Raw genomic sequence first — 22,560 nt, 5'->3', positions numbered from 1 at the left:
TCGCGATTATTGCGAGATGCGGTTATAGCTTAGTCGCTGTGACAAATCGGGGTCGCCCAGCGAAGTCATTATGGCCAACAACCTGTGCAAACCCGTATTCCGCCAGGCAATCAATAACGGCGGGCTGCGTGGTGTCATCGTGTTCAATTGCGGTCAACCCACCCGGGGCACATAGCTTGTCGACGACCCCCGCCAGGCGGGGAATCACCGTCATCCCGGTCGTTCCGGCGAACACGGCCATATGTGGATCGTGATACACCTCCGGGTCGAGTTCCAAAGTTTCCGGAACGTATGGCGGGTTGCTGATCACCAAATCCGCCTGACCAATCAGCTCAGGCGGATAGGTCGCGATGTCACCGGCATCACCGATAATCACCTCAACCTGCCATCGTTCCAGATTGGTTTTCGCATAAGCCGCCGCCTCTGGCGATATCTCGACGGCGTGGATTGCCGCGGGCAGGTTGGCGTCGAAAAGCTCGGTCGCGATATACGCCGCGATGGCCCCGGAGCCGGTGCACATATCAACCACAACCAACGGTTCGCCCCTATATCGGCGCTTTAATTGGCTAACAGCCCACTCCGCCATGAGTTCTGTTTCCGGTCGGGGAACGAATACCCCAGACCCGACTGCCAGTTCCACCTGACCAAACCACGCCTTGCCGAGGATATGTTGCAATGGGATCCGTTCGGCGCGCCGCTGAATCGCCGACGCAAAAGCCGAAAGGAATTCTGCCTGGTTATCCTCGGGCAAATCCGTGAGCCTGAACATCGGAACGGCTAGCGGCTCGATATCTAACAGCTCAGCCGCAATCAGCTGGGCGTCGTTACGCGGCGAAGCCACCCCCGCCGCAGCGAGAGTGGCTTGAGAAGATCGTAGGATTTCCCGCACGGAAACTATTCCGCTTCCAGGCGGGCGGCGCGCTCCGCATTACGCAACGCGGTGAATAAATCTTCCAAGTCGCCATTGAGCACGGAATCCAAAGTGTTGGCTTTGTACCCAATCCGGTGATCGGAAATGCGATTTTCTGGCCAGTTATAGGTACGGATGCGTTCCGAACGATCCAAAGTACGAATCTGAGCCGCACGGCCTTCCGCAGCTTCCGCCTCTGCTTGCTCCTCCGCGAGAGCCTGCAGCCGGGCTGCGAGCACCTGCATAGCACGCGCCTTATTCTGAATCTGGGAGCGTTCCTTCTGGCAGGTAACAACGATGCCAGTCGGAAGGTGAGTGATACGCACCGCCGAGTCGGTGGTATTAACACCCTGACCGCCCTTACCGGAGGAACGATACACGTCCACCCGCAGGTCTTTTTCGTCGATCTCTACCTCGGAGACCTCGTCCGGTTCCGGGTAGACCAAAACACCAGCTGCCGAGGTTTGAATCCGACCCTGCGACTCCGTCACCGGAACCCGCTGCACGCGGTGGACGCCGCCTTCGAATTTGAATACACTCCAGGCGCCGTCCCGCGATGGCTGCTTCGAGCGAATGGATAACGTCATATCCTTCACCCCGCCCAGATCGGATTCGGACAAATCCAGGACTTCGGTGCTAAAGCCGTGCTTTTCGGCATAGCGTTGGTACATGCGCACCAATTCCCCAGCGAACAACGCGGCTTCTTCACCACCAGCGCCCGCCTTGACCTCCATGACGATATCGTCACCGTCATGCGGATCACGAGGGGCAAGGAGATCAGCCAACTGTTCTTCAAGTTCGACGATCTCGCCAGCGAGCCGCTCCGCCTCGGCCTTGAATTCTGCATCTTCATAGGCCATTTCCGCTGCGACTTCGTGGTCGTCGCGCGCCTGAACCAGCTTATTATTCACCCGAATGATCGGTTGCAGCTCTGAGTAGCGCTTCGACAGCTTCCGAAATAGCGCTTGATCGCCCATCGTCTCCGGATCCGCCATTTGGGCTTCAATGCCCTGGTATTCGGAGACGATATCGTCAACCGCAGATACTTGGTTCGCCACCAATTACTCAACCTCCTCGCCATCTTCGGTGTTCATGATGGCAGACGAGGCGACCTGCATGAGGAACTCGCGGTTGTTCTTGGTCTTCTTTAACTGCTTGATCAAAAGATCGATGGCCTGCTGGTTATCCAACGCGGACAGAATCCGGCGAAGTTTGTGCATAACCTGCGCCTCTTCCTTCGGCATCAGCAATTCATCTTTACGGGTACCGGAAGGATTAACATCGACCGCTGGGAACACTCGACGTTCAGCGATCTTCCGATCCAGCTTGAGTTCCGCATTACCGGTGCCCTTGAATTCCTCAAAGATCACGGTATCGCCAGCGGAACCGGTCTCAACCATCGCCGTAGCGATGATGGTCAACGAGCCACCGTTTTCGATATTTCGAGCAGCACCGAGGAACCGCTTCGGCGGGTACAACGCATTGGAATCAACACCACCGGAAAGAATACGGCCAGAAGCAGGCGACGAGTTATTGTAGGCCCGGCCCAATCGGGTGATCGAGTCCAGCAGAACAACAACGTCTTCGCCCTGTTCAACCAGGCGCTTTGCCCGCTCAATGGCGAGTTCCGCAACAGCGGTGTGCTCTGATGGTGGGCGGTCGAAGGTAGAAGCGATCACTTCGCCCTTGACGCTGCGCTGCATGTCGGTGACTTCTTCCGGCCGTTCGTCGACCAAAACAACCATCAAATAGCACTCTGGGTTATTCGTGGCAATGGCATTCGCGATGTTCTGCAGAATCGTGGTCTTACCAGCCTTCGGCGGCGATACGATAAGCGCGCGCTGCCCCTTGCCGATCGGCATGATTAGATCAATAACCCGGGTGGTCAAAACCTTTTGTTCGGTTTCAAGGCGCAGACGCTGATTCGGATACAGCGGAGTCAACTTAGCAAATTCTGGGCGTGCTTTTGCCTCGTCAACGGTCATGCCATTGACGGAATCAACCCGCACCAATGGATTGTACTTTTGCCGATTGCGACCCCGGTTATACCCGCCCCGGTTGTCGCTGTGGTCGTGCATACGAACTGCACCGACGATGGCGTCACCGGAGCGAAGTCCGAGACGACGCACCATCTGGTTATTGACGTACACATCGGCTGGGCCGGAATGATAGCCGGATGTCCTCAGGAATGCGACGTTGTTGTCAACAACATCCAGAATGCCTGCGACGTCTTGTAATTGCTCTTCACGCTGCTCGCGGGATTCGCCTTCGTAACCGTCGCCATCGCGGTCACGGCCCCGGCGGTTCCGACGCCCACGCCGACCCCGGCGGTCGTCGTCACGCTCCCGGCGGTCGTTCCGGTCTCCCCGGTCGCGGCGCTCCGAGCGTTCGGTTTCGGACACCTCAGCATTGTCGCTGGTCTCCGGCGCGGTAGGGGTTTCCGGCGCAGAATCGGCATCGCCATCGGCGTTGTCTGTCCGACGTCCGGAACGATTTTCCCGGGCTTCCCGACGTGCCCGGTTCCGGCGAGCGCGTCGCGCTGCGGAGCGGGAACCGTACTGGTTGTCGTTGTCCTCAGAAGAACCAGCGGATTCAGCAGAGTCCGAAGCATCGGTAGTTGCGGAATCTGCCCGTGATTCAGTTGTATTTACGTTTTGTTCTTGTTCAGCATCAGCTTGCCGAGAGGTCACCCGACGGCGACGCGGCTTAGTTTGTTCCGCTGCTGCAGCAGGTGCTTCGTCTTCGATGACTGTCGTTTCAGCGGCCATCGATGCTTTGGTCGCGCGTCGACGGCGCGGTTTGGATTCTTCACCAGCAACCGGTTGGTTTTGGGCTTCCTTCGCGGCAGTTTTTGCCGGAGCTGAAGATTTAGAAGCACGCTTCTCCGGTGTCGCGTCCCCCGCCGATGCAGAATTAATGGTGGCGATCAATTCACCTTTACGCAGTCCTGATACGCCTTTGAGCCCCATGTCAGCTGCCAGTTTCCGCAGCTCGGGCAGACGCATTGCAACGAGATTACGTGGTGCGCCATTATCTGTTGTGGTCACAGATGTCCTTTCATTGGCTTGACCAGCTGGAACAACAAAAAGCCGTTAGTAGTGGTTTTAGTAGCCACAAACATGTCGCGCGGCTTGGTTCAGCTGGAAGCTCCCATGTGTAATTTAATCTGATGGTCTGTGCATCTTTTCAAGAAACCTACGAAAAAGACCGCACGAGAACCAAAACTTTCACAGCCTAAAAGCGTATTAGGCAGTTGAAACAGCAAGTTTTCCGTGTTTCACACCGAAAAGGTGGGTAACATTCGCTCGACTTGAAATGACGCTCAAGCACACAATCGCTACCTGTAAACAGTCGTCGCATGTCGATTAAATAATGAAACCTTTAAGTGATGTGAAGGAGTTGAATACTCACGCTAATCGAATGTGTTGCGCTTTCGTTTTACCAACTATAGAAAACTCGTACCTTAAGTGTAGCGCAACATAAACCCCCGGTAAAAAAGTTAGCGCGATAAATATCGGTGATGTGACCCAATTAGCAAGCAAAACCACCGCTTTATTGGGGAGATCCTGCTAAAACCACAGAACCTTAGCTAGAGTTTAGGGCATGCTTTCAACGATGCAGGATTTGCCGCTTAACCTGTCACGTATCCTCAACCATGGCGCTACAGCGTTCGGTTCGACAAAAGTTACCACGTGGGAAGCCGATCGGCTCCATGAGACAACATTCGCGGATATTGCGGCGCGGGCAGCTGCCTTCGCCCATGCGCTTAACGACGAATTAGGGATCACCGGTGACCAGCGAGTAGCAACCTTCATGCATAATTGCGCTGAACATTTGGAGGTGTTATTCGCCGTTGCGTGCAAGGGCGCGGTTTTCAATCCGCTGAATAAGCAATTGATGAATGACCAAATCGCGCACATTATCAATCACGCGGAAGACAAAGTTATCGTCGCCGATCAACGCCTGGCGAAACAACTCGGCGAAATTCTTTCCCATGGTTGCCCCAGCGTCGAGGCCGTGGTGTTCATCGGCCGCTCAGATGTTTCCGCCCCGGCCAAGTTCCTGCCGGAAACCGTGCGGTGCTATTCCTACGAGTCGCTTCTCGACGGCCGATCCACCATTTACCATTGGCCAGTCTTAGCCGAAAACACCGCAGCCGCATTGTGTTATTCCACCGGCACCACCGGCGCACCCAAGGGCGTTGCGTATTCCCACCGCTCCTTGTACTTGCAATCGCTAAGCTTGCGAACCACCGATTCGCTTGCAATCAGCCACGGCCAGTCATTTTTATGCTGCGTCCCGATTTACCACGTTTTGTCGTGGGGCGTTCCGGTGGCGGCGTTCATGTCGGGTGCCCCACTCGTCTTCCCCGGCGCGGATGTCTCCCCTGCCGGGTTGGCCGATCTGATCGCGACCTGTCACCCGCGGGTGGCACATGGCGTTCCGACCATTTGGATTCAGCTCATGGTGCATTACATGCATAATCCGCCGGATCGGATGAGTCTGCAGGAGATCTACGCTGGTGGCTCCGCGGTGCCGCCCATTTTGATCCAGCTGTGGGAGGAACGATACGGCGTGGATATCGTGCACGTCTGGGGAATGACGGAGACTTCGACGGTGGGGACGGTAGCCCGGCCACCTGCTGGGGTGTCGGGTGAGGCGCGCCAAGCGTATCGCATCAGCCAAGGCAGATTCCCCGCATCGCTGGAGTATCGGGTGGTTAACGACGGCGAAGTAGTCGCCGCGACCGACCGCAATCAAGGAGAGATCCAGGTTCGGGGCAATTGGGTCACCGGATCGTATTATCACTCCCCAACCACGGAAGCTGGTGGTGTGGCGAGTACATTCCGCAACGAACCAGTCGACGATGCCGCCGAGCAGTTCACCACTGATGGCTGGCTCCGGACCGGCGATGTCGGGTCTGTTACTTCTGATGGGTTCTTGACCATTCACGATCGAGCCCGGGATGTTATTCGTTCTGGCGGCGAGTGGATTTATTCGGCATTGTTAGAAAATGAAATCATGGCGGCGACGGTTGTGGTGGAATGTGCTGTTATCGGCTATCCCGACCCCAAGTGGGGTGAGCGCCCATTGGCGGTAACGGTTGTCGCTGACGGAATTTCGCGCGATAAGGAAACGGCGGAACGGTTGCGGGATAGGTTACGAAAGAATTTCCCCTCGTGGATGCTCCCCGAGTACTGGACGTTTGTTGATTCCATTGATAAGACTTCGGTGGGCAAATTCGACAAAATAGACCTGCGCCAGCACCTTGCCGATGGGGATTTTGAGGTGATTAAACTTCAGGGGCCGGGGCAGCGTTCGGCAATTGAGAATGCCGACTAGACCCCATTTCACCCCTTAAGTGGCTTCTGCTTGTAAAATGTCTAAACTTTAGGTTGATTTCATCCAAAATTAATGCACACCCAAACAAAATGCAGTACTTTGTTTAAAACACCATAGCCACTTATTATTTTTCTCTCATTTCTTCTCGGAGCGCACCACATGACAAAACCCGCACGGCCCCGCCCAGCTTTTGAGCTGTTCCCGGAATCGCTGAGTCTTAGCCTTAAACAGCGCGCCGTTTTAGATGTTCTCAATAATTTTCCGGATGGGGCGCGGGTCTCCCAGGTTGCTGAAACCTTAGGGATGCACATTAATACCGCCCGGGGCCACCTTGATGAGCTTGTGGAACGCAAGGCTATTTTTGCCGAGACTGCACCGGCAACCGGACGAGGTCGCCCGTCGTTGATTTATCGGCTCCGCATCCCGGATAACCGCACGGTGGCTAATGAGTATCTCACCTTAATCAATGTTATGTCCAAGTACTTGGGCGAGGGAGATCAAGAACAAGCCCATAAACTTGCCCAGCGGATTGGGCAGGAGTGGGGCGAGAAAATGATAGAGGACGGCTTCAACGCCGACAATATCAATGATGCCGTTCGTTCCTTATGTGGGCACCTCCAGCAGATGGGGTTTGATCCGGAGATCAAGCGGGATGCTAAGAACAGCCATCACGTTGACGTCTGCATGCACTCGTGCCCCTTTGTCAATGATGAAGGCGAGCTTGGTGATTTCATGTGCGATATCCATCAGGGGATGTTGCAGCACCACCGTAATCTTTCGCCGCTTCGGATCGATCTGCAGCCGTTGATGGAAAACGGTAAATGCATGATTTCCATAACTGAGCCAGAAGTCGAAACTGAAAAATAATTCTGTACAGTGCGCAAACGTTGAGCGGCCACCTGTATTTCAAGGCGGCCGCTCTTTTCTTGTAGACCCTAGGTTATGGTTGCAGGACCCACTTGGCGGATTGTTCTGGTTGCGTGAATGTCAGCACTTGGTCGGGTGCTACCTCCCACATACGTGGGCCCGCAGATTCAGAGCATAGATCAATCGCCGCCTGATCGTATGTGAGAGTTTTTATCGCGCCACCAGTAATGCTGAGAATATAGTTCTCGCCTTCCGGAACGCTCAACTTGTAGTTGTCGCTGATAACCGCGGCGATTTCCGCTTCGGAGACGTTGGGGCAGGCGATAACGTAGCGATCTGCCCCACGCAGGACGTCTTTGAGCATCACTTGCGTCTTTACGGATCGCTCCCCCAAATATTTTTCGAGGGAGTCGCTAGAGCCAAAAAGCCATACGAGCGAACCCACACCGATGGCGAGCAAAACAATAACGGTGATGGCTAGTTTGCGCAGCATAGGTTGTATTCTCTCCGTATAGTTTTAGGTTTCGACCGTTACTTCTACCGGCCCGGCGACGGTTAGTTCGATGACTCGCAACCCGGCGGCGCGGGCGTCGTCAAGTATAGCGGCATCTATCGGATCGGTCGTCAACACCATGCAGGTGGGGCCCGCACCTGACAGGTAGGCGGCGTAGCCACGATTGCGCAGTCGGTTGACCCATTCGGCGGTGACTGGGAGCACGTCCGCCCGATACGGCTGATGCAGGCGGTCGCGCGTTCCCTCCCACAACAGTTCCGGGTGATGTTGCAACGCGACCGTCATCACTGCGACCCGGGAAACATTGAAACGAGCATCGATATGGGTCACGTCGGAGGGCAATACCCGCCGCACCGCCTCCGTGGATGCGTGGAAATCCGGAACCAGCGCGATCGCGGTGATCGAGTCATGAACCGGAATGCTCACCGCTTTATATTGTGGTTCCGTCCGGCCATCAACTGGGATTTCCGTCCACGACACCACCGCGTTTCCGAGCACCGAGGCGGCCGCGTTATCGGGATGCCCTTCGAATGCCGAGGACAGCTGCACCACTTGTTCGTCGGTCAGCGGAAAATCACACAAACCATTGGCGGCGGTCACCCCTGCGACGGCGGCGGCGGCCGACGATCCCAGGCCTCGCGATTGCGGGATCGTATTGTGGCAGACTACTCGGAGTCCCGGTGCATGGGCATCGGCTGCTTTGAGCCCCGACCGAACCGCTTTAACTACCAGGTGGGAGCCGTCGAGCGGCAATTCCCCTTGCCCTTCGCCGAACACTTCCACTTCAAGCCCAGCCGGAATGATTTCTACTTCCACTGTGTCGTAGATGGATACGGCCATGCCGAGGGTGTCGAATCCGGGCCCCAGGTTGGCGGAGGAACCGGGAACCGTGACGGTCACTTTCTTGCCGACTGGCAATTCGATGGGCATGACTGGCTATTCTCCTGCGAGTCGAATGACGGAATTGACGTTGAGCACGGCAGAGGTTTCGGCAAGTGCTGCGACGGTGGCGGAAAGGTCCGCTTCCCGGGCCGTGTGAGTGATAACCAGCAACCGGGCGCTTTCTTCTTGTTCTTCTTGGCGTACGGTGCGCAGCGAAATGCCGTGGGCGGCGAAGATTTGGGTGAGCTCCGCAAGAACACCTACCCGATCTTCGACGTTCATGTCGATGTGGTAGCGGGTAGGAACATCGCCGAAGTCGGCGATCGGTAGGTTCGCGTAGGTGGATTCACCAGGTGCACGGCCGCCGAAAACCTTGTTGCGGGAAGCGCCAACGATATCGCCCAACACCGCTGAAGCGGTTGGGTTTCCGCCTGCGCCGTTGCCGTAGAACATCAGCCGCCCAGCCGCTTCAGCTTCGACGAAGATTGCGTTGAAGCTCTTATTCACGCTCGCCAGCGGGTGGCTGCGTGGTACGAGAGTGGGGTGTACTCGGGCGGAGACGGATTCGTTGCCGTTGTCGTCAACGAGACGTTCACAGATTGCCAGGAGCTTGATGGTGTACCCGGCAGACTTAGCCACATCGATATCGGCGGCACTGATCTTGGTAATGCCTTCGCAGTACACGTCGTCAGCGGTTACCCGGGTGTGGAAGGCAAGTGAAGCCAAGATGGCTGCCTTCGATGCGGCATCGTGTCCTTCGACATCGGCGGAGGGGTCGGCTTCGACGTAACCGAGCCGGTCTGCTTCGGCGAAAACGTCTTCGTAGGTAGCACCAGTGGAATCCATCGCATCGAGGATGAAGTTGGTGGTGCCGTTGACGATACCTGCGACTTTGGTGATTTGATCGCCGGCCAGGGAGCGGCGCAGCGGGCCGACCACCGGGATCGCGGCAGCGACTGCTGCTTCGAAGTAAAGGTCCACGCCCGCCGCGTCGGCAGCTTCGGCCAATTCGGCCGAGTGGGCTGCAACCAGGGCTTTATTCGCCGTGACGACGGATTTACCGCTGCGCAGCGCCGCAAGCACCAGCTCGCGTGGGTAGTCGATACCGCCGATGACCTCGACAACAAGGTCGACGTCGTCGCGGGCGATGAGGCTGCGGGCGTCGTCGGTAAGCAAACCTTTGGCGTCGGCAAGGCTGCCTTTATGCTTTTCGACGTTGGAAACTGCTACACCGCGCACCTCTAACGGACCGCCTGCCCGATGCGCGAATTCATCGGCGTTTTCCAGCATCAGTCGCAGCACTTGGGAGCCAACGGTGCCATAGCCTAAAATTGCAACGCCGACGGCAGAACCTGCGCCTTTGCCGGGGTTGAATGTTGATGGTTTTTGTTGCTCGGTCATGGTGCTCCCAAAGGTGATGTGTTGGTTGTATTTGGTACGCCAGGGCGTTGTTGTGCGTTACGACGCCTTAGATGCGACAAAACTATAAGTGCTACTGTGCGTCGTGCAACACGCAACATTCCTAAAATTGTAGAGGATTGCGCGCGGAACTTACGTCTTTCTCCCCCTGATTTCATTCACAATCTTTTAAAAGCTTGACCAATGCTACTCCCCCAATCTGTGTAATCCGGGTTCTATCCCATAACAATGTGCGCATAATAATAGGCATGAAATCTTCCCCATTCGTGCGCGCCGGTGTTAAAGCCGCGCTTGTCATCGTCGCAACCTCCACCTTGGCCTCGTGTAGTTTATTAGGGCCTACTGCCAGCGGAGCTGACACCACCGACCCCGATTTTTCGGCGGCAATTGATAACGGCGCAACCATCATCGATGTGCGCAGCCCCGAAGAATACAATTCCGGTCACATTCCTGGCGCGTTGAATTTCGACGTCGAGGACCCCGAGTTTGGCAATAAAATCCTTGAGCTTGATAAGTCGAAGGAATACGCGGTGTACTGCCGATCCGGCAACCGTAGCTCCGGCGCTATCGCCGTCATGGAACTGGCAGGCTTTTCCAAAATCGCCCACTTAGACGACGGCATCAACGCCTGGACTGGTGAATTAGAAAAATAGTCGGCTACTTCTTTCGCCGGTCAACAAAATCGGCGAAGAATGCGTACAGGGTTTTGGCTTTGAACTTCAACATGCCAGCCCGAGTGACCGCATTATTAGCCACAAGAATCTGCCCCTGCTCAAACATCCGCTCCAATCGGCTTTGCCGCTTCAGCGGAGCAATCGGCGGGGTCTTATCCATGAGATAGGTAATTTCCGCCACGGTATGCGGAAACCTGATTCCGGGTCGGGCGTCGAACTGTCGCGCTAAGCCTAACGCAATATTGGCGCACCATTCGCGGGCCTGGGTGACGGTGGGGCCTTCGATGTCCGGCGCCGATCCCCACGGCAGCTCGGAACCATCAAGCGTGCAACCAAGTTGCCGGTCATCGTTTGGCAGCTGGTCTAAGAAAAAAGCGACGGAAGCCGCCAGGTTCATGAGCACCCGAGGCGATTCGGCTTGCTTCCACCACTGGACGTACCGCGAAAACAGCACCAACCCCAGTTCCAGCCGAAGAGGTCTGCCTGCGGCGCCGGAAAGCCCCAGGTAGACGAAATGGTCGGGAAAATGATCGAGAAAAATGGGGCTTTCGATGTCTCTGGTTAATGCATCAAGGTGAGCTTCGATTGCCACGCAATCCGCGCCGGTTCGAAGCCACGGCGTGAGCAACGAGAGATAGAGGTTTTCTGGTTGCGCATCGCACAACAGGTCGGGGTTTTCCAGGGCCTTTTCGCCAACTGCTACGGCCTGTCCCCAATCGCCAATAGCGGCGTGCATTTTCACCACGTACACCGGATCGCAGCCGGTGCAGTCGGATAGTTTCGAGGGCGGGGTGTTAATCCATAACTCGCGTAGTTCGGCGGCTTCTTGTTCCTCACCGAGTTCTTTATGCACTTGATAAGCCCTGAGGTAGTAGCTCTTCATGTCGTCGTTAAGTAAGATGTAGAGCTCTTTCATGCGGCCGAGTGCGGCGTGGAGGTCGTCGGCCGGAGTGGTGGGATCGTCGGTAAGCGCCTGAATGTAGTTTCGGTAGTGCCAAGCGAAGTGTTCTAAAAACTCTGGGTGCTGTTCCACACCCCAGGAGTCGTAATAATAGTCCTCCACTAACTCGAAAACCGCTGGCACCCGGTGCAGTTGCCCACCCATGGCTAAGGCATCGACGAGGTTCAACCGCGCTGCGGCGGGACCAGCCGTGTCAGCGGGCGCCATGAGTTCCTGGCGTTTGACGCATTCTTCCCAGATAGCGATCTGCAGCGGGCCGTAGGGAACATGGAACGGCAAACTTAGTAGCTGGTTGATGGGGAGGGAATCGAGTCTGCCAAGGATGTCGTCGCTGTTTTCCGACAAATAGCGGATGGCGGCGGCATCCAGGTCACGTAAAAAATCGTCCCTGTCAAAGCCGTCGCCCCACGCTGGATAATCCTTGGCCATCGTTGTGCAGTCTTTCTTATAGGTCCCATGTGAAGTGGTTAGTTTCGGTAAACGCTGCACCTTAATTTATAACCACACATATTCGGCGATTTCAGCACTTTCACTAAAATAATGGGTTCTTTTCAAAAAGACCGCCGGGTCGTTACGTTTCTTTCAGATTCACCCGCGGCTAGTTCTCCGGGGATTCCAGATTGAGGAAATCCTCGATGGTTTCCCGCCGCACCATTAGTTCAGCCTTGCCGTCACACACGCTCACGATCGCTGGGCGCATCATCATGTTGTATCGGCTCGACATGGAGTAACAGTATGCACCGGTTGCCGCCAGGGCTACCAGATCACCGGTGGCGATATTATCGGGCAGGGATTTGTCGTGGATGAGAATGTCGCCGGATTCGCAGTGCGAACCGACAACTCGGGTGGCAATCAGGCTGCCATCCTTAAAACCATCGACGACCCGAATGTCGTATTCAGCTTCGTATAACGCCGGGCGAATATTGTCGCTGATACCGCCGTCGACGGAAATATACCGGCGGGAAGCATTATCGTCCACCGTTACATCTTTAACGGTGCCTACTTGATACATCGTCACCGTACTTGGCCCAGCGATGGCTCGGCCGGGTTCCACCATCACCTGTGGTAATGGAATGTCGTGGCGGCGGGCGTAGCTTTCCACCCGCGAAAGCAGGTCAGCGGCGACCCCGTGGACATCCAGCGGCGATTCTTCCTCCACATAGGCGATGCCGTAGCCACCACCTAGGTCTAGGATGTTGAATTCTTCGCCAACATTAGTTTCGGCACGCACCTGGCCATAGAGCTTCAACACGCGTTCTGCGGCAAGGGAAAACCCTTCCGCGTCGAAAACTTGCGAACCGACGTGACAATGCAATCCGACCAACCGAAGGTGCGGCAATTCCACTGCCCTACAGGCAGCCTGGAAGGCTGAGCCTGAGGCGAGTGAGAAACCGAATTTTTGATCCTCATGAGCGGTCGCGATGAACTCATGCGTGTGTGCGTCCACGCCTGGTTTCACTCGAACCAGCACGTCTTGCACTTTCCCCAAGGAAGCCGCAACCTGGTTTAGCTCTTCAATTTCCTGGTGCGAGTCTAAAATGACGTGGCTGACGGAATTTTCCACGCAGGTGCGCAGGAACTGCTCACTCTTATTATTACCGTGTGCTGCGATTCGGCTTGCCGGGAAGCCTGCGTGCAGTGCCACTTGCAGTTCCCCGAGGGAAGCAATGTCGAGCGCCAGCCCTTCTTCGTTGACCCACCGGGCGATCCGGGAGGTGAGAAACGCTTTCGCCGCATAGTGAACATTTTCAGCTCCGTTGAAGGCGGCTGCCATGTCCCGACACCGGGAACGGAAATCGTATTCATCGACCACAAACACAGGCGTTCCGTACGTCTCGGCGATCTCGCGTAACGGCACCCCGCCGATGGAAATCTCCCCGGATTCCTCCCGGATCGCAGTCCGCGGCCACACATGGGCGGGTAGACCGTTGAAACAACCGACGCTATGATCGCCTGCCACGTTTTTAGGATTCGCCGAGCGAACGCGGGCAACCTTGGGGGCTGCTTTAACGTCGTCGGCACGCAAGTGATTACGGTTCGACATTTTTTACATCCGCTCCGGTGCGGTGACGCCAAGCAAACCAAGCGCATTGGCCAGAACCTGTCGCGAGGCCATGGCCAGGGCAAACCGGGCGGTGTGGATCGGTTGGATATCCTCGCCTTGCTTCGGCAGGATCTGACAGACGTCGTAGAACCGGTGGAAAGTACCAGCAAGTTCTTCCGCATAGCGGGCAATTCGGTGCGGTTCCCGCAGCTCTGCCGCAGCGTTGACCACGGCTGGGAATTCGCCCAAGGTCCGAATGAGATAGCCCTCGCGCTCGTGGGTTAGCAGAGACAAATCTGGGTTCTCGGCGGTCACGCCCGCATCTTTGGCCTTACGCGCCACCGAGCACAGCCGCGCATGCCCGTATTGGACGTAGTAGACCGGGTTATCGGAGGATTGCGACGCCCATAGCTCCAAATCGATGTCGAGGGTGGAGTCTACCGAGCTACGTGCCAACGAGTAGCGAGCACCGTCGATGCCAATTGCTTCCACCAGATCGTCAAGGGTGATGACTGTACCGGCGCGTTTACTCATCTTCACGGTTGCGCCGTCGCGAACCAGGTTGACCATTTGCCCGATCAGAACTTCGACGTGCTCTGGGTCGTAGCCCATCGCGGCTGCCGCGGCACGAAGACGAGAAATATAGCCGTGGTGGTCGGCACCGAGCATGTAGATTGCCAGATTGAAGCCGCGATCAAACTTATCTGCGACATAGGCGATGTCACCGGCAATGTATGCGGCGTCACCGTCGGATTTGATCACAACCCGGTCTTTGTCGTCGCCGTAGTTGGAAGAGCGCAACCACCAGGCGCCGTCATGCTCGTACAGGTTGCCGTTTTCCTTGAGCTTTTCGACGGCTCGGTCGACCGCGCCGGATTCGAAAAGGGAATTTTCGTGGAAATACACATCAAAGTCGACGCCGAATTCGTGCAAGGATTCCTTGATGTGACCGAACATCATCTCGACCCCCTCAGCGCGGAATAGCTCCTGCATTTCCGCCTCGGGAAGCTCTGCGAAGTTCGGGTGCTTTTCGACGATAGCGGCAGCGTATTCCTGAATATATGCACCCCCATAGCCGTCTTCTGGGGTCGGGAGCCCCTGGGCCGCAGCAATCAGCGAATTGCTAAACCGATCAATTTGACGGCCGTGGTCGTTGAAGTAGTACTCCCGGGTGACCTGCGCGCCCGTTGCCGCAAGCACCCGCCCCAAGGAATCGCCGACCGCAGCCCACCGGGCGCCACCGAGGTGGATGGGTCCGGTGGGATTTGCAGAGACGAATTCCAGGTTGACAACGGTGCCTTGATAGCGGGTGGAATGCCCGAATTTTTCGGCTTTGGCGAGAATGTCGGCGACGATTTTACCCTGGGCCGCAGCGGCGAGCCGGATGTTAATAAAGCCGGGCCCTGCGATTTCGGATGTTTCAATCGCTTCGTTCTTCCCCAAAGCTTCCGCCAACGATTGACCCAGCTCGCGTGGATTCATCCCCACTTTCTTTGCCAGTTGCAATGCGAGATTTGTGGCATAATCGCCGTGCTCCGGGTTACGCGGACGCTCGACCGCAACTACATCTGGAAGAACTGAGGTGTCCTGGCCGTAGAACGATAAAACTTCCACGGCGGTATCTTTAATAAGCTGTGCCAAATCCGCTGGTGTCATAACGAAAGAGTGTAACCTACCGACGGTTGAAGAAAAGAATGCGTGTTGCCAGACGACACCGCTCTATGCCACCATCGGAACGGTTTTATTCGATAAAAGTTCCGAGGAAATTTGAGATATATATCACTCGCAACAACCGAGATGTCGTGTTAAAGACCATCGAATATAGCTACCCTAAGCTTGGTTTTTCGCAACCCACACCGCAGTCGGACGCCGATTGTGGGGCGTCGAAAAGCAAAAATAGTTACCGGATCCAATAACAAGAATTTATACCTCACAATTACACTTGAATCCGATGTGTGAAGTAACTTATATTTTTCCAAGCAAGAGATTTGCACTACAAACTTGCAAAACTCCCTGTTAAAACTCAACACACAGCCCATTTGACCCATCAATGTCTGTTAAGGAGTTACAGTGAACACCTTCACCGCTGTGACCGACTCAGTTGGCGGCAGCCTTGGCTTATCTGCCCTGGTTGCGTGTATCCCGCTGTTGGCCTTTTTCATCATGCTCATCGGCGTTAAGGCCCGCGCACACGTTTCTGCAGCAGTAGCTACTCTAGCCGCGATCCTCGTTGCAATTTTCGGCTTCAACATGCCGACCGACCTCGCCCTCATGTCCGCACTACGCGGCGGCCTTTTCGGACTGTTGCCCATCGTATGGGTAATTGTCATGGCCATCTGGTTCTACCAAATCACGGTAGCCTCCGGCCGCTTCGAAGATCTGCGTCGCACATTCGACAAACTAGGCGACGGCGACGTGCGTATCCAGGCCATCCTCATCGCGTTCTGCTTCGGCGGTCTGCTTGAAGCCCTCGCCGGATTCGGCGCCCCGGTCGCCATTACTGCAACGATGATCCTGGCACTCGGCATCAAGCCGCTGAAGGCAGCGATTGTTGTTCTGCTGGCAAACACCGCTCCGGTCGCTTTCGGTGCCGTCGCTATTCCAATTACCACCGCTGGTGAGGTCTCCGGCCGTACCGTCGAACAAACCGAAAATATCGCTGCAATCGTCGGTCACCAGGCTCCGCTAATCGCGGTATTCGTTCCCGCGATCCTGCTGTTCATCCTCGACGGAATGAAGGGCGTTAAGGAAGCGTGGATTCCGGCATTCGTTATCGGTATTTCCTTCGCTATCGCCCAGTGGGCAACCTCAAACTACTTCGCATACCAACTCACCGACGTCGTCGCCTGTATCGTTTCCCTTGGCGTTGCCTTCGTATTCCTGCGTTTCTGGAACCCAGTCGGCATTGACGAAATGCGCAAGCGGATGGATCTACCACCAGCAGCCACCGCAGAAGAACTACCTGCCCGTCGGGTATGGATGGCGCTGATGCCATACGCAGTGGTCACCCTGATCTTCGGTGTTGCCAACCTCGGCTCCACCATCCCAGCGCTCCTGAAGACCCCCAAGATCTCCTTCGATTGGCCGTTGCTATCGGAACGCCTGGTCACCGCATCCGGCGAACCAGTGAAGTCGGCTTACACCTTCTTCCTGATCCACAACCCTGGTTCCCTCTTGCTCATTTCCGGAATCATCGTCGCTATCGTGTACGCGATCTTCAACGAGAACGGCAAGTACTCGCTCTCCGCTGCTCAAGTAGTAACGGAATTTGGCTCCGTGTGGTATCGCATGCGCTGGTCGGCAGTAACCATCATGTTGGTTTTGGGCCTGGCCTATGTCATGAACTACTCCGGTCAGACCATCGCCATCGGCCAGTACGTAGCCTCGCTCGGTGCCATCTACGCCTTCCTCGCACCGACCTTGGGTTGGGTGGGCACCGCAGTAACCGGTTCCGACACCTCGGCCAACGCTCTGTTTGGCAATCTGCAGGTCACCGCAGCTCAGCACGCTGGGCTGAACCCAGACCTGATGCTGGCCGCCAACACCACCGGTGGTGTGGTTGGCAAGATGATTTCGCCACAGTCTTTGGCCATCGCAGCAACCGCTGTATCCATGGAAGGCAAGGAATCCGACATCTTCAAAGCCGTTGTCGGTTGGTCCTTCCTGCTCCTGTTTGTGGTCTGCTGCCTGGTATTCCTCCAGACCAATGTACTTTCGGTTATGGCACCAGTAGTTCCATAGTTCCACCCTTCTTCAAACCCCCACAGCTGGCCTGTGACAAATCACACTGTGATGAGTCCGGGCCAGTTTTTTCGTGTTCCGAGGCTGCCCCACGCCGGTGGGCTAGCGGCCAGCTTCGAAAACCCGTCTGCGGTAACGAATCGTCGATAAAACTTTGCCCACGTAAACAGACCGAATCCCACATTGCGCAACAATCGCTTAGATAGGCGGTGAATTTTCCAATTTTAGAAACATAAGTGTTTCGGATATACCAGCAGCTAGACGCTAAGTTTTATGTTCAGCTAATTGAGGGTATCCTAGCTAAAATTTGCACCGGTTTTTGGGTACATTAGAGGGCATACCGTGGCGCATTAGGCCTCTGGAAAGTTTGAGCACGATGACGAAAATGTGGTTTTTATCCGAAAACCTCCATTCGTAACGGAGCCACTGACCAATCGCCGCCGCACTCCACGACACAACGTATTAAATTCTCCCACTTAAAAGGAGCTTCGCCTCATGAAAGTAGCGCTCTTTTCCACGTGCATCGGGGATGCAATGTTCCCCGATGCATCTAAGGCAACCGCGCTGATCCTATCCCGGTTGGGATACGAAGTGGTTTTCCCTCAGTCACAAACTTGCTGCGGTCAGATGCATGTCAACACTGGTTACCAAAAGGAGGCAGTGGGACAGATCAAAAACTATGTCGATGCATTTTCCGATCCATCCATCGACTACGTAGTAGCCCCTTCTGGTTCTTGTGTCGGTGCGGTACGCGAACAACACGAACACGTAGCAAAACGCTACGGCTCCCCCGCCCTGGCAGATGGTGCCGCTAGTTGCGCGAAGAAAACCCTCGACCTGCCAGAGTTTCTCATCGACGTCGCTGGGGTAGAAAACGTTGGTGCATTCTTCCCGCACAAAGTCACCTACCACCCGTCGTGCCACGGCCTGCGGTTTATCAAACTTGGAGATCGACCATACCGACTGCTACAAAACGTTGAAGGCCTCGAACTTATCGAGCTGCCCAATAAGGAAGAATGCTGCGGCTTCGGCGGTACGTTCTCGTTGAAGAACGCAGAAACCTCAGCCGCCATGGTCTCAGATAAGTGCCGCAATATTGAGTTAACCGGGGCCGAATATGTCACTGGTGGCGACTCCTCCTGCTTGATGAATATCGCAGGTTCCCTTTCCCGCCAGCACGTCGGTATCCGTGCTATCCATCTCGCCGAGATCTTGGCTTCGACCAAGGCACATCCGTGGACCCCAACCTCGGCCGCTTACTCCAAGGAGGCAATGCTATGAGTGTCAACCTCGGAATGCCCACGATGCCACCTCGGGCATCGGATATTTCCAATCTGCGCGGCGACAAGCCATTTCCAAAGAATGCGCATAACGACCTCAACAACGTCACCCAGCGTCGCAATCTCACCAAAGCCACCACCACTATTCGCAATAAGCGCCAAGCGGTCATCGACGAAATCGACGACTGGGAGGCCCTGCGAGAGGCCGGCTCGACTACCAAGCGGTACGTCATGGCTCACCTACCCGAATTGTTGGAACAATTCGAAGCAGCTGTGACCGCCCGTGGTGGCCACGTCCACTGGGCACGGGATGCCAAAGAAGCTGGACAGATCGTAACTGAGCTGGTTAAGCAGACCGGCGAGAAAAAGGTTGTCAAGATTAAGTCGATGGCGACCCAGGAAATTGCACTTAACGAGCAATTGGAAGCAGAAGGCATCTTCGCCCAAGAAACCGACCTCGCAGAATTGATCGTTCAGCTCGGTGAAGATAAGCCCTCCCACATTTTGGTTCCTGCTATCCACCGCAACCGCGCGGAAATCCGCAGCATCTTCCTGAAGAAGATGGATCATATCGATGAATCCATCACCTCTGAGCCTGCCGAATTAGCCGAAGCAGCTCGGCTCTATCTGCGCCAACAATTCATGGAAGCCAAAGTCGCCATCTCGGGTGCCAACTTCGGTATCGCCGAGACCGGCCACGTGACCATCGTGGAGTCTGAGGGTAATGGCCGTATGTGCTTGACCCTGCCGGAAACCTTGATTTCGGTCATGGGTATCGAGAAAATCCTGCCGACGTTCCGCGACTATGAAACCTTCTTGCAATTGCTGCCACGTTCCTCCACCGGTGAGCGGATGAACCCGTATACCTCCCTGTGGTCTGGTGTCACTGAAGGCGATGGACCGCAGAACTTCCACGTCATTCTCCTCGACAACGGCCGTACCGCGGCGATGGCAGACGAAATCGGCCGGGAAGCGCTCAAGTGCATTCGTTGCTCGGCATGCCTGAATGTATGCCCTGTGTATGAACGAGCCGGAGGCCACGCGTATGGTTCGACCTACCCGGGTCCGATCGGCGCAATCTTGACACCGCAGCTGACCGGCATTGATGATTCCCACGATCCGAACGGCTACCTGCCGTATGCGTCGTCGCTGTGTGGTCGATGCAATGAGGTCTGCCCGGTGAAGATTCCTATCACCGACGCGCTTTTGGAATTGCGGCATAAGAAAGTCAAGGAATTCAAGCCGAAAATCGAAGGTTCTCTGCTCGGAAGCATGCAGTTGTTGTGGGGCAATTCCAAGCTGTGGAACACCGCCACCCGGATGGTATTCATGGGTCGCATTCTCGGCGGTAGGGACGGCAAGATCACTCATATGCCAAGCTTCCTCGCTGGCTGGACCGATGTTCGTGATACGTCTGTGCCACCGAAGAAATCCTTCCGTCAATGGTTCAACTCCCAAGAAGCTCAGGATCTGCTTGCTCAAGCACGGGAAGAAGGGCTGCCGGAAAATAACGTTAAAAAGGAAGCCGAGGAGCAGTAATCATGGATGCAAAAACTGAAATGCTCACCCGCATCCGGAACGCTCAACAGTTGTCCAATATGCCCAGCGACGTAGAGATTTCGCGGGAATACAACATGGACAAGACCGCTGAGTTTTCCCGGGAAGAACTCAAGGAAGTTCTTATTGACCGGTTATTGGACTACAAGGCTATCGTTCACGAAGTCACGGAAGATAATCTGGGTCAGAAAATCGCCGAGATCCTCCACGAACGCTCCGCTAAGGAGATTCGGTATGCAGAGGGTCTTGATAAAGCGCTTTTCGACGCCTTCGACGGCACCGCAACCCCAGACGACCGCAGCACCGATCCCCGTCTGCTTAACGACGTCGACGCGGTGGTTACGGACTCGCATGTAAGCTCTGCCCAAACCGGTACGATCTGCTTGGAATCGAATCCCGTATGCGGTCGTCGCGCCCTTACTTTGGTGCCTGACTGCCACGTGGTCATCGTGCGAATGGACAATGTCGTTTACGGCGTTCCGGAAATGATTGGTCGCTTGGGGCAAGAAAAACCCATCACGATGATCTCCGGCCCATCCGCAACCTCCGACATTGAGCTTAACCGGGTGGAAGGCGTTCACGGTCCACGTACATTGATCTGCGTAATCGTGGATTAGTTATCAAATTGTAATGCTCCTTTGTATCAACAAAGGAGCATTTTCCACATATAGATAAATAAAAATACTAGTATTTTCAGCCGAGCCGTTTGCATTGTCGTCTATATCAAGGAGGCTCGCTACGTTATGCGTTCTTTTTCCAAGATGCTTACATCCATAATCGCAGCTAGCGCCGCAGTTGGTTTAAGCGTGGCGGTTCCAGCGCACGCCGATACCCCGGTTATAACGTGGGAAAACTGCCCCAAGTCCGCCGTTCGGCCAGGTTTAAGCTGTGGCCGGATTGACGTCCCCCGCGATTATTCGAACCCTCACGGAGAGAAAATTTCCATTGGTTTCGTCCAACATACGGCAACCAAAACTGCCAAAGATGTAGTCTTCGTCAACCCTGGCGGACCAGGTAGCGATGTCTATGATTTTCTCGGCGACACTGAAGTAATGGAGTTTCCTGAGGAATTTTTGCAAAACTTCACAATCATCGGTGTCCAACCCCGCGGAATGCATGGATCCACTCCCCTGACATGTACCGATGACCAAAAAGCTGATGTGCTCCAGACGATTACCAATTCCGGCGGCCAATTGCGTGCCGCGTGCGAACGAACAAATCCTGGGTATTTTCCCCACATAACAACGGAAAATACCGCGCGTGACTGGGAGGAAGTACGAAAGGCTCTGAAGAAAGACACCATTTCCATCTACGGTGTCTCCTACGGCACGCTCCTAGGATCGACCTATGCGACGCTATTTCCTGAACGCACCAATAAAGTACTGCTCGATTCCGGGCTGGATCACACCAAAAAGTGGACCGACTCCTCCAAACAACAGGAAACTGGCTTTATCCGAGTCCTTCATGATTTTTTCGAATGGGCCGCAGCTCATGACGACACGTTTCACCTAGGGGCGACTCCCTATGCCGTATACACCACATGGGCTGAGACTATCCAACGCCAATCTGGAGTATGGCCATCAGTGATGCCGCCGCGCGCCACCGAAGCCGATTTACCACCCCACCTCAAAGGACTTGGGCAACCAGCAGTTGACGCTATGAATAACACCGCACGTGCCCAAGCCGAATCTAAAAGCGTGGGAACCGCAGCCGCCGCGGGTGGATCAAGCCAGAAACTGTCATCCGTATTGGTTATGACACATCTTTCTCTTCAGATCCCCAAATACTGGAAGAACATAATCGGATACATCCAGTCACCTGAATTGGCGGATCAAGATCTAGGAAAGCGGAAAGCCCAGTTGACTGATGAGTCAGAAAAGGACGCCATCGCAGCTGCATCCGTAGTCAATCGAACTATCATGTGCAATGAGGCTGTACAACCATGGGATAGGAATCTTGCCCTCCGCGCGGTCTGGGCCAATTGGATCCTTCAAGATCAGTTTTCCGGCGCACCGGTTGCCAGCGCATGGGGCTACACCTGCAACGGAGCTCCACCGATCACTCACGGTGTGCCGCTGGACGGTTCAAAGCTAAAAACCCGCCCGTTACAGATCCAAGGCACAAGCGACCCTCGAACTGCCTTGGAAAATTCCCAGGAATTGCGCAGCTCCATGAACGCCCATTTGATTACAGTCCATGGGCCCGGACACGGACATTTCGGTGCCGGAAATAAGCAAGTCGATCGCGTTGCATTGGATTACCTTTACACCGGCAATGTAACCGTCACCGACGTCCCTGGATATTTTCAGCAATAGTGAGGTTTTCTCACCAGAGCTTCTTGTGGTTGAGGCGTAGGACAACAAGTGCG

17 protein-coding genes are annotated in these 22,560 nt (G+C 55.3%); 8 read left to right on the top strand and 9 right to left on the bottom strand.

Going from position 1 to position 22,560, the window contains the following annotated elements; genetic code table 11:
* Window positions 1–22: 22 nt before the first annotated feature.
* From Q4D85_RS06695 to rho, 3 genes are read right to left on the bottom strand one after another with little or no spacing between them, the layout of a single operon-like run.
* Window positions 23–898 carry a HemK/PrmC family methyltransferase gene (locus tag Q4D85_RS06695; RefSeq protein WP_303199227.1) on the bottom strand — a complete coding sequence of 292 codons (876 nt, stop codon included), beginning with the start codon at window positions 896–898 and terminating at the stop codon, window positions 23–25.
* The gene (gene prfA, locus Q4D85_RS06690) at window positions 895–1,968 is read right to left on the bottom strand and encodes a peptide chain release factor 1 (RefSeq protein ID WP_303199141.1); all 1,074 of its coding nucleotides are present in this window, start codon (window positions 1,966–1,968) and stop codon (window positions 895–897) included. The genes Q4D85_RS06695 and prfA overlap by 4 nt, the downstream gene beginning before the upstream one ends.
* 3 nt (window positions 1,969–1,971) lie before the next feature.
* The gene (gene rho, locus Q4D85_RS06685; protein ID WP_303199140.1) at window positions 1,972–3,957 is read right to left on the bottom strand and encodes a transcription termination factor Rho; all 1,986 of its coding nucleotides are present in this window, start codon (window positions 3,955–3,957) and stop codon (window positions 1,972–1,974) included.
* 556 nt (window positions 3,958–4,513) lie between these two features.
* Between rho and Q4D85_RS06680 the strand changes: the two genes are divergently transcribed.
* Window positions 4,514–6,253, top strand: coding sequence for a long-chain fatty-acid--CoA ligase (locus Q4D85_RS06680; protein ID WP_303199139.1), 1,740 nt, complete (start codon window positions 4,514–4,516; stop codon window positions 6,251–6,253).
* Window positions 6,254–6,412: 159 nt separating this feature from the next.
* Window positions 6,413–7,120, top strand: coding sequence for a metalloregulator ArsR/SmtB family transcription factor (locus Q4D85_RS06675; RefSeq protein WP_303199138.1), 708 nt, complete (start codon window positions 6,413–6,415; stop codon window positions 7,118–7,120).
* A 73-nt stretch (window positions 7,121–7,193) separates the two neighbouring features.
* Here Q4D85_RS06675 and Q4D85_RS06670 read toward each other — a convergent pair whose 3' ends face one another.
* The 3 genes from Q4D85_RS06670 to Q4D85_RS06660 are packed head-to-tail and all read right to left on the bottom strand — an operon-like array spanning window position 7,194 to window position 9,917.
* Window positions 7,194–7,613, bottom strand: a complete 420-nt coding sequence (locus tag Q4D85_RS06670) for a hypothetical protein (RefSeq protein WP_303199136.1) — start codon at window positions 7,611–7,613, stop codon at window positions 7,194–7,196.
* Between the two features lie 24 nt (window positions 7,614–7,637).
* Entirely contained in the window at window positions 7,638–8,564 is a 927-nt protein-coding gene (gene thrB / locus Q4D85_RS06665) for a homoserine kinase (RefSeq protein ID WP_303199135.1), read from the bottom strand.
* Between the two features lie 6 nt (window positions 8,565–8,570).
* The gene (locus Q4D85_RS06660; protein ID WP_303199134.1) at window positions 8,571–9,917 is read right to left on the bottom strand and encodes a homoserine dehydrogenase; all 1,347 of its coding nucleotides are present in this window, start codon (window positions 9,915–9,917) and stop codon (window positions 8,571–8,573) included.
* A 266-nt stretch (window positions 9,918–10,183) separates the two neighbouring features.
* Here Q4D85_RS06660 and Q4D85_RS06655 point away from each other — a divergent pair, with 266 nt between their 5' ends.
* A complete protein-coding gene (locus Q4D85_RS06655) occupies window positions 10,184–10,588 on the top strand; it encodes a rhodanese-like domain-containing protein (protein WP_303199133.1) in 405 nt (134 codons plus the stop codon).
* Window positions 10,589–10,592: 4 nt separating this feature from the next.
* Here Q4D85_RS06655 and Q4D85_RS06650 read toward each other — a convergent pair whose 3' ends face one another.
* The 3 genes from Q4D85_RS06650 to argS form a co-directional block, all read right to left on the bottom strand.
* Window positions 10,593–11,999, bottom strand: coding sequence for a hypothetical protein (locus tag Q4D85_RS06650; protein WP_303199132.1), 1,407 nt, complete (start codon window positions 11,997–11,999; stop codon window positions 10,593–10,595).
* 169 nt (window positions 12,000–12,168) lie between these two features.
* Window positions 12,169–13,614, bottom strand: a complete 1,446-nt coding sequence (gene lysA / locus Q4D85_RS06645; RefSeq protein WP_303199131.1) for a diaminopimelate decarboxylase — start codon at window positions 13,612–13,614, stop codon at window positions 12,169–12,171.
* A 3-nt stretch (window positions 13,615–13,617) separates the two neighbouring features.
* On the bottom strand, window positions 13,618–15,270 hold the full coding sequence (gene argS / locus Q4D85_RS06640) for an arginine--tRNA ligase (protein ID WP_303199130.1): 1,653 nt from the start codon (window positions 15,268–15,270) through the stop codon (window positions 13,618–13,620).
* A gap of 414 nt (window positions 15,271–15,684) precedes the next feature.
* On the opposite strand from argS, the gene Q4D85_RS06635 reads away from it, so the two are divergent.
* The 5 genes from Q4D85_RS06635 (at window position 15,685) to Q4D85_RS06615 (ending at window position 22,507) form a co-directional block, all read left to right on the top strand.
* On the top strand, window positions 15,685–17,355 hold the full coding sequence (locus tag Q4D85_RS06635; protein ID WP_303199128.1) for an L-lactate permease: 1,671 nt from the start codon (window positions 15,685–15,687) through the stop codon (window positions 17,353–17,355).
* 495 nt (window positions 17,356–17,850) lie between these two features.
* Window positions 17,851–18,636 (top strand): (Fe-S)-binding protein, encoded by a 786-nt coding sequence (locus tag Q4D85_RS06630; protein WP_303199127.1) that lies wholly within the window; start codon window positions 17,851–17,853, stop codon window positions 18,634–18,636.
* The gene (locus Q4D85_RS06625) at window positions 18,633–20,174 is read left to right on the top strand and encodes a LutB/LldF family L-lactate oxidation iron-sulfur protein (protein ID WP_303199126.1); all 1,542 of its coding nucleotides are present in this window, start codon (window positions 18,633–18,635) and stop codon (window positions 20,172–20,174) included. Before Q4D85_RS06630 ends, Q4D85_RS06625 begins: the two co-directional genes overlap by 4 nt.
* A gap of 2 nt (window positions 20,175–20,176) precedes the next feature.
* Window positions 20,177–20,809, top strand: coding sequence for an LUD domain-containing protein (locus tag Q4D85_RS06620; protein WP_303199125.1), 633 nt, complete (start codon window positions 20,177–20,179; stop codon window positions 20,807–20,809).
* A 126-nt stretch (window positions 20,810–20,935) separates the two neighbouring features.
* Window positions 20,936–22,507, top strand: coding sequence for an alpha/beta fold hydrolase (locus Q4D85_RS06615; protein WP_303199124.1), 1,572 nt, complete (start codon window positions 20,936–20,938; stop codon window positions 22,505–22,507).
* Window positions 22,508–22,560: the final 53 nt, after the last annotated feature.

The organism is Corynebacterium sp. (genome assembly GCF_030532965.1).
In the GTDB taxonomy this organism is placed as follows: domain Bacteria; phylum Actinomycetota; class Actinomycetes; order Mycobacteriales; family Mycobacteriaceae; genus Corynebacterium.
This window is presented reverse-complemented; position numbering and strand designations above follow the sequence as displayed.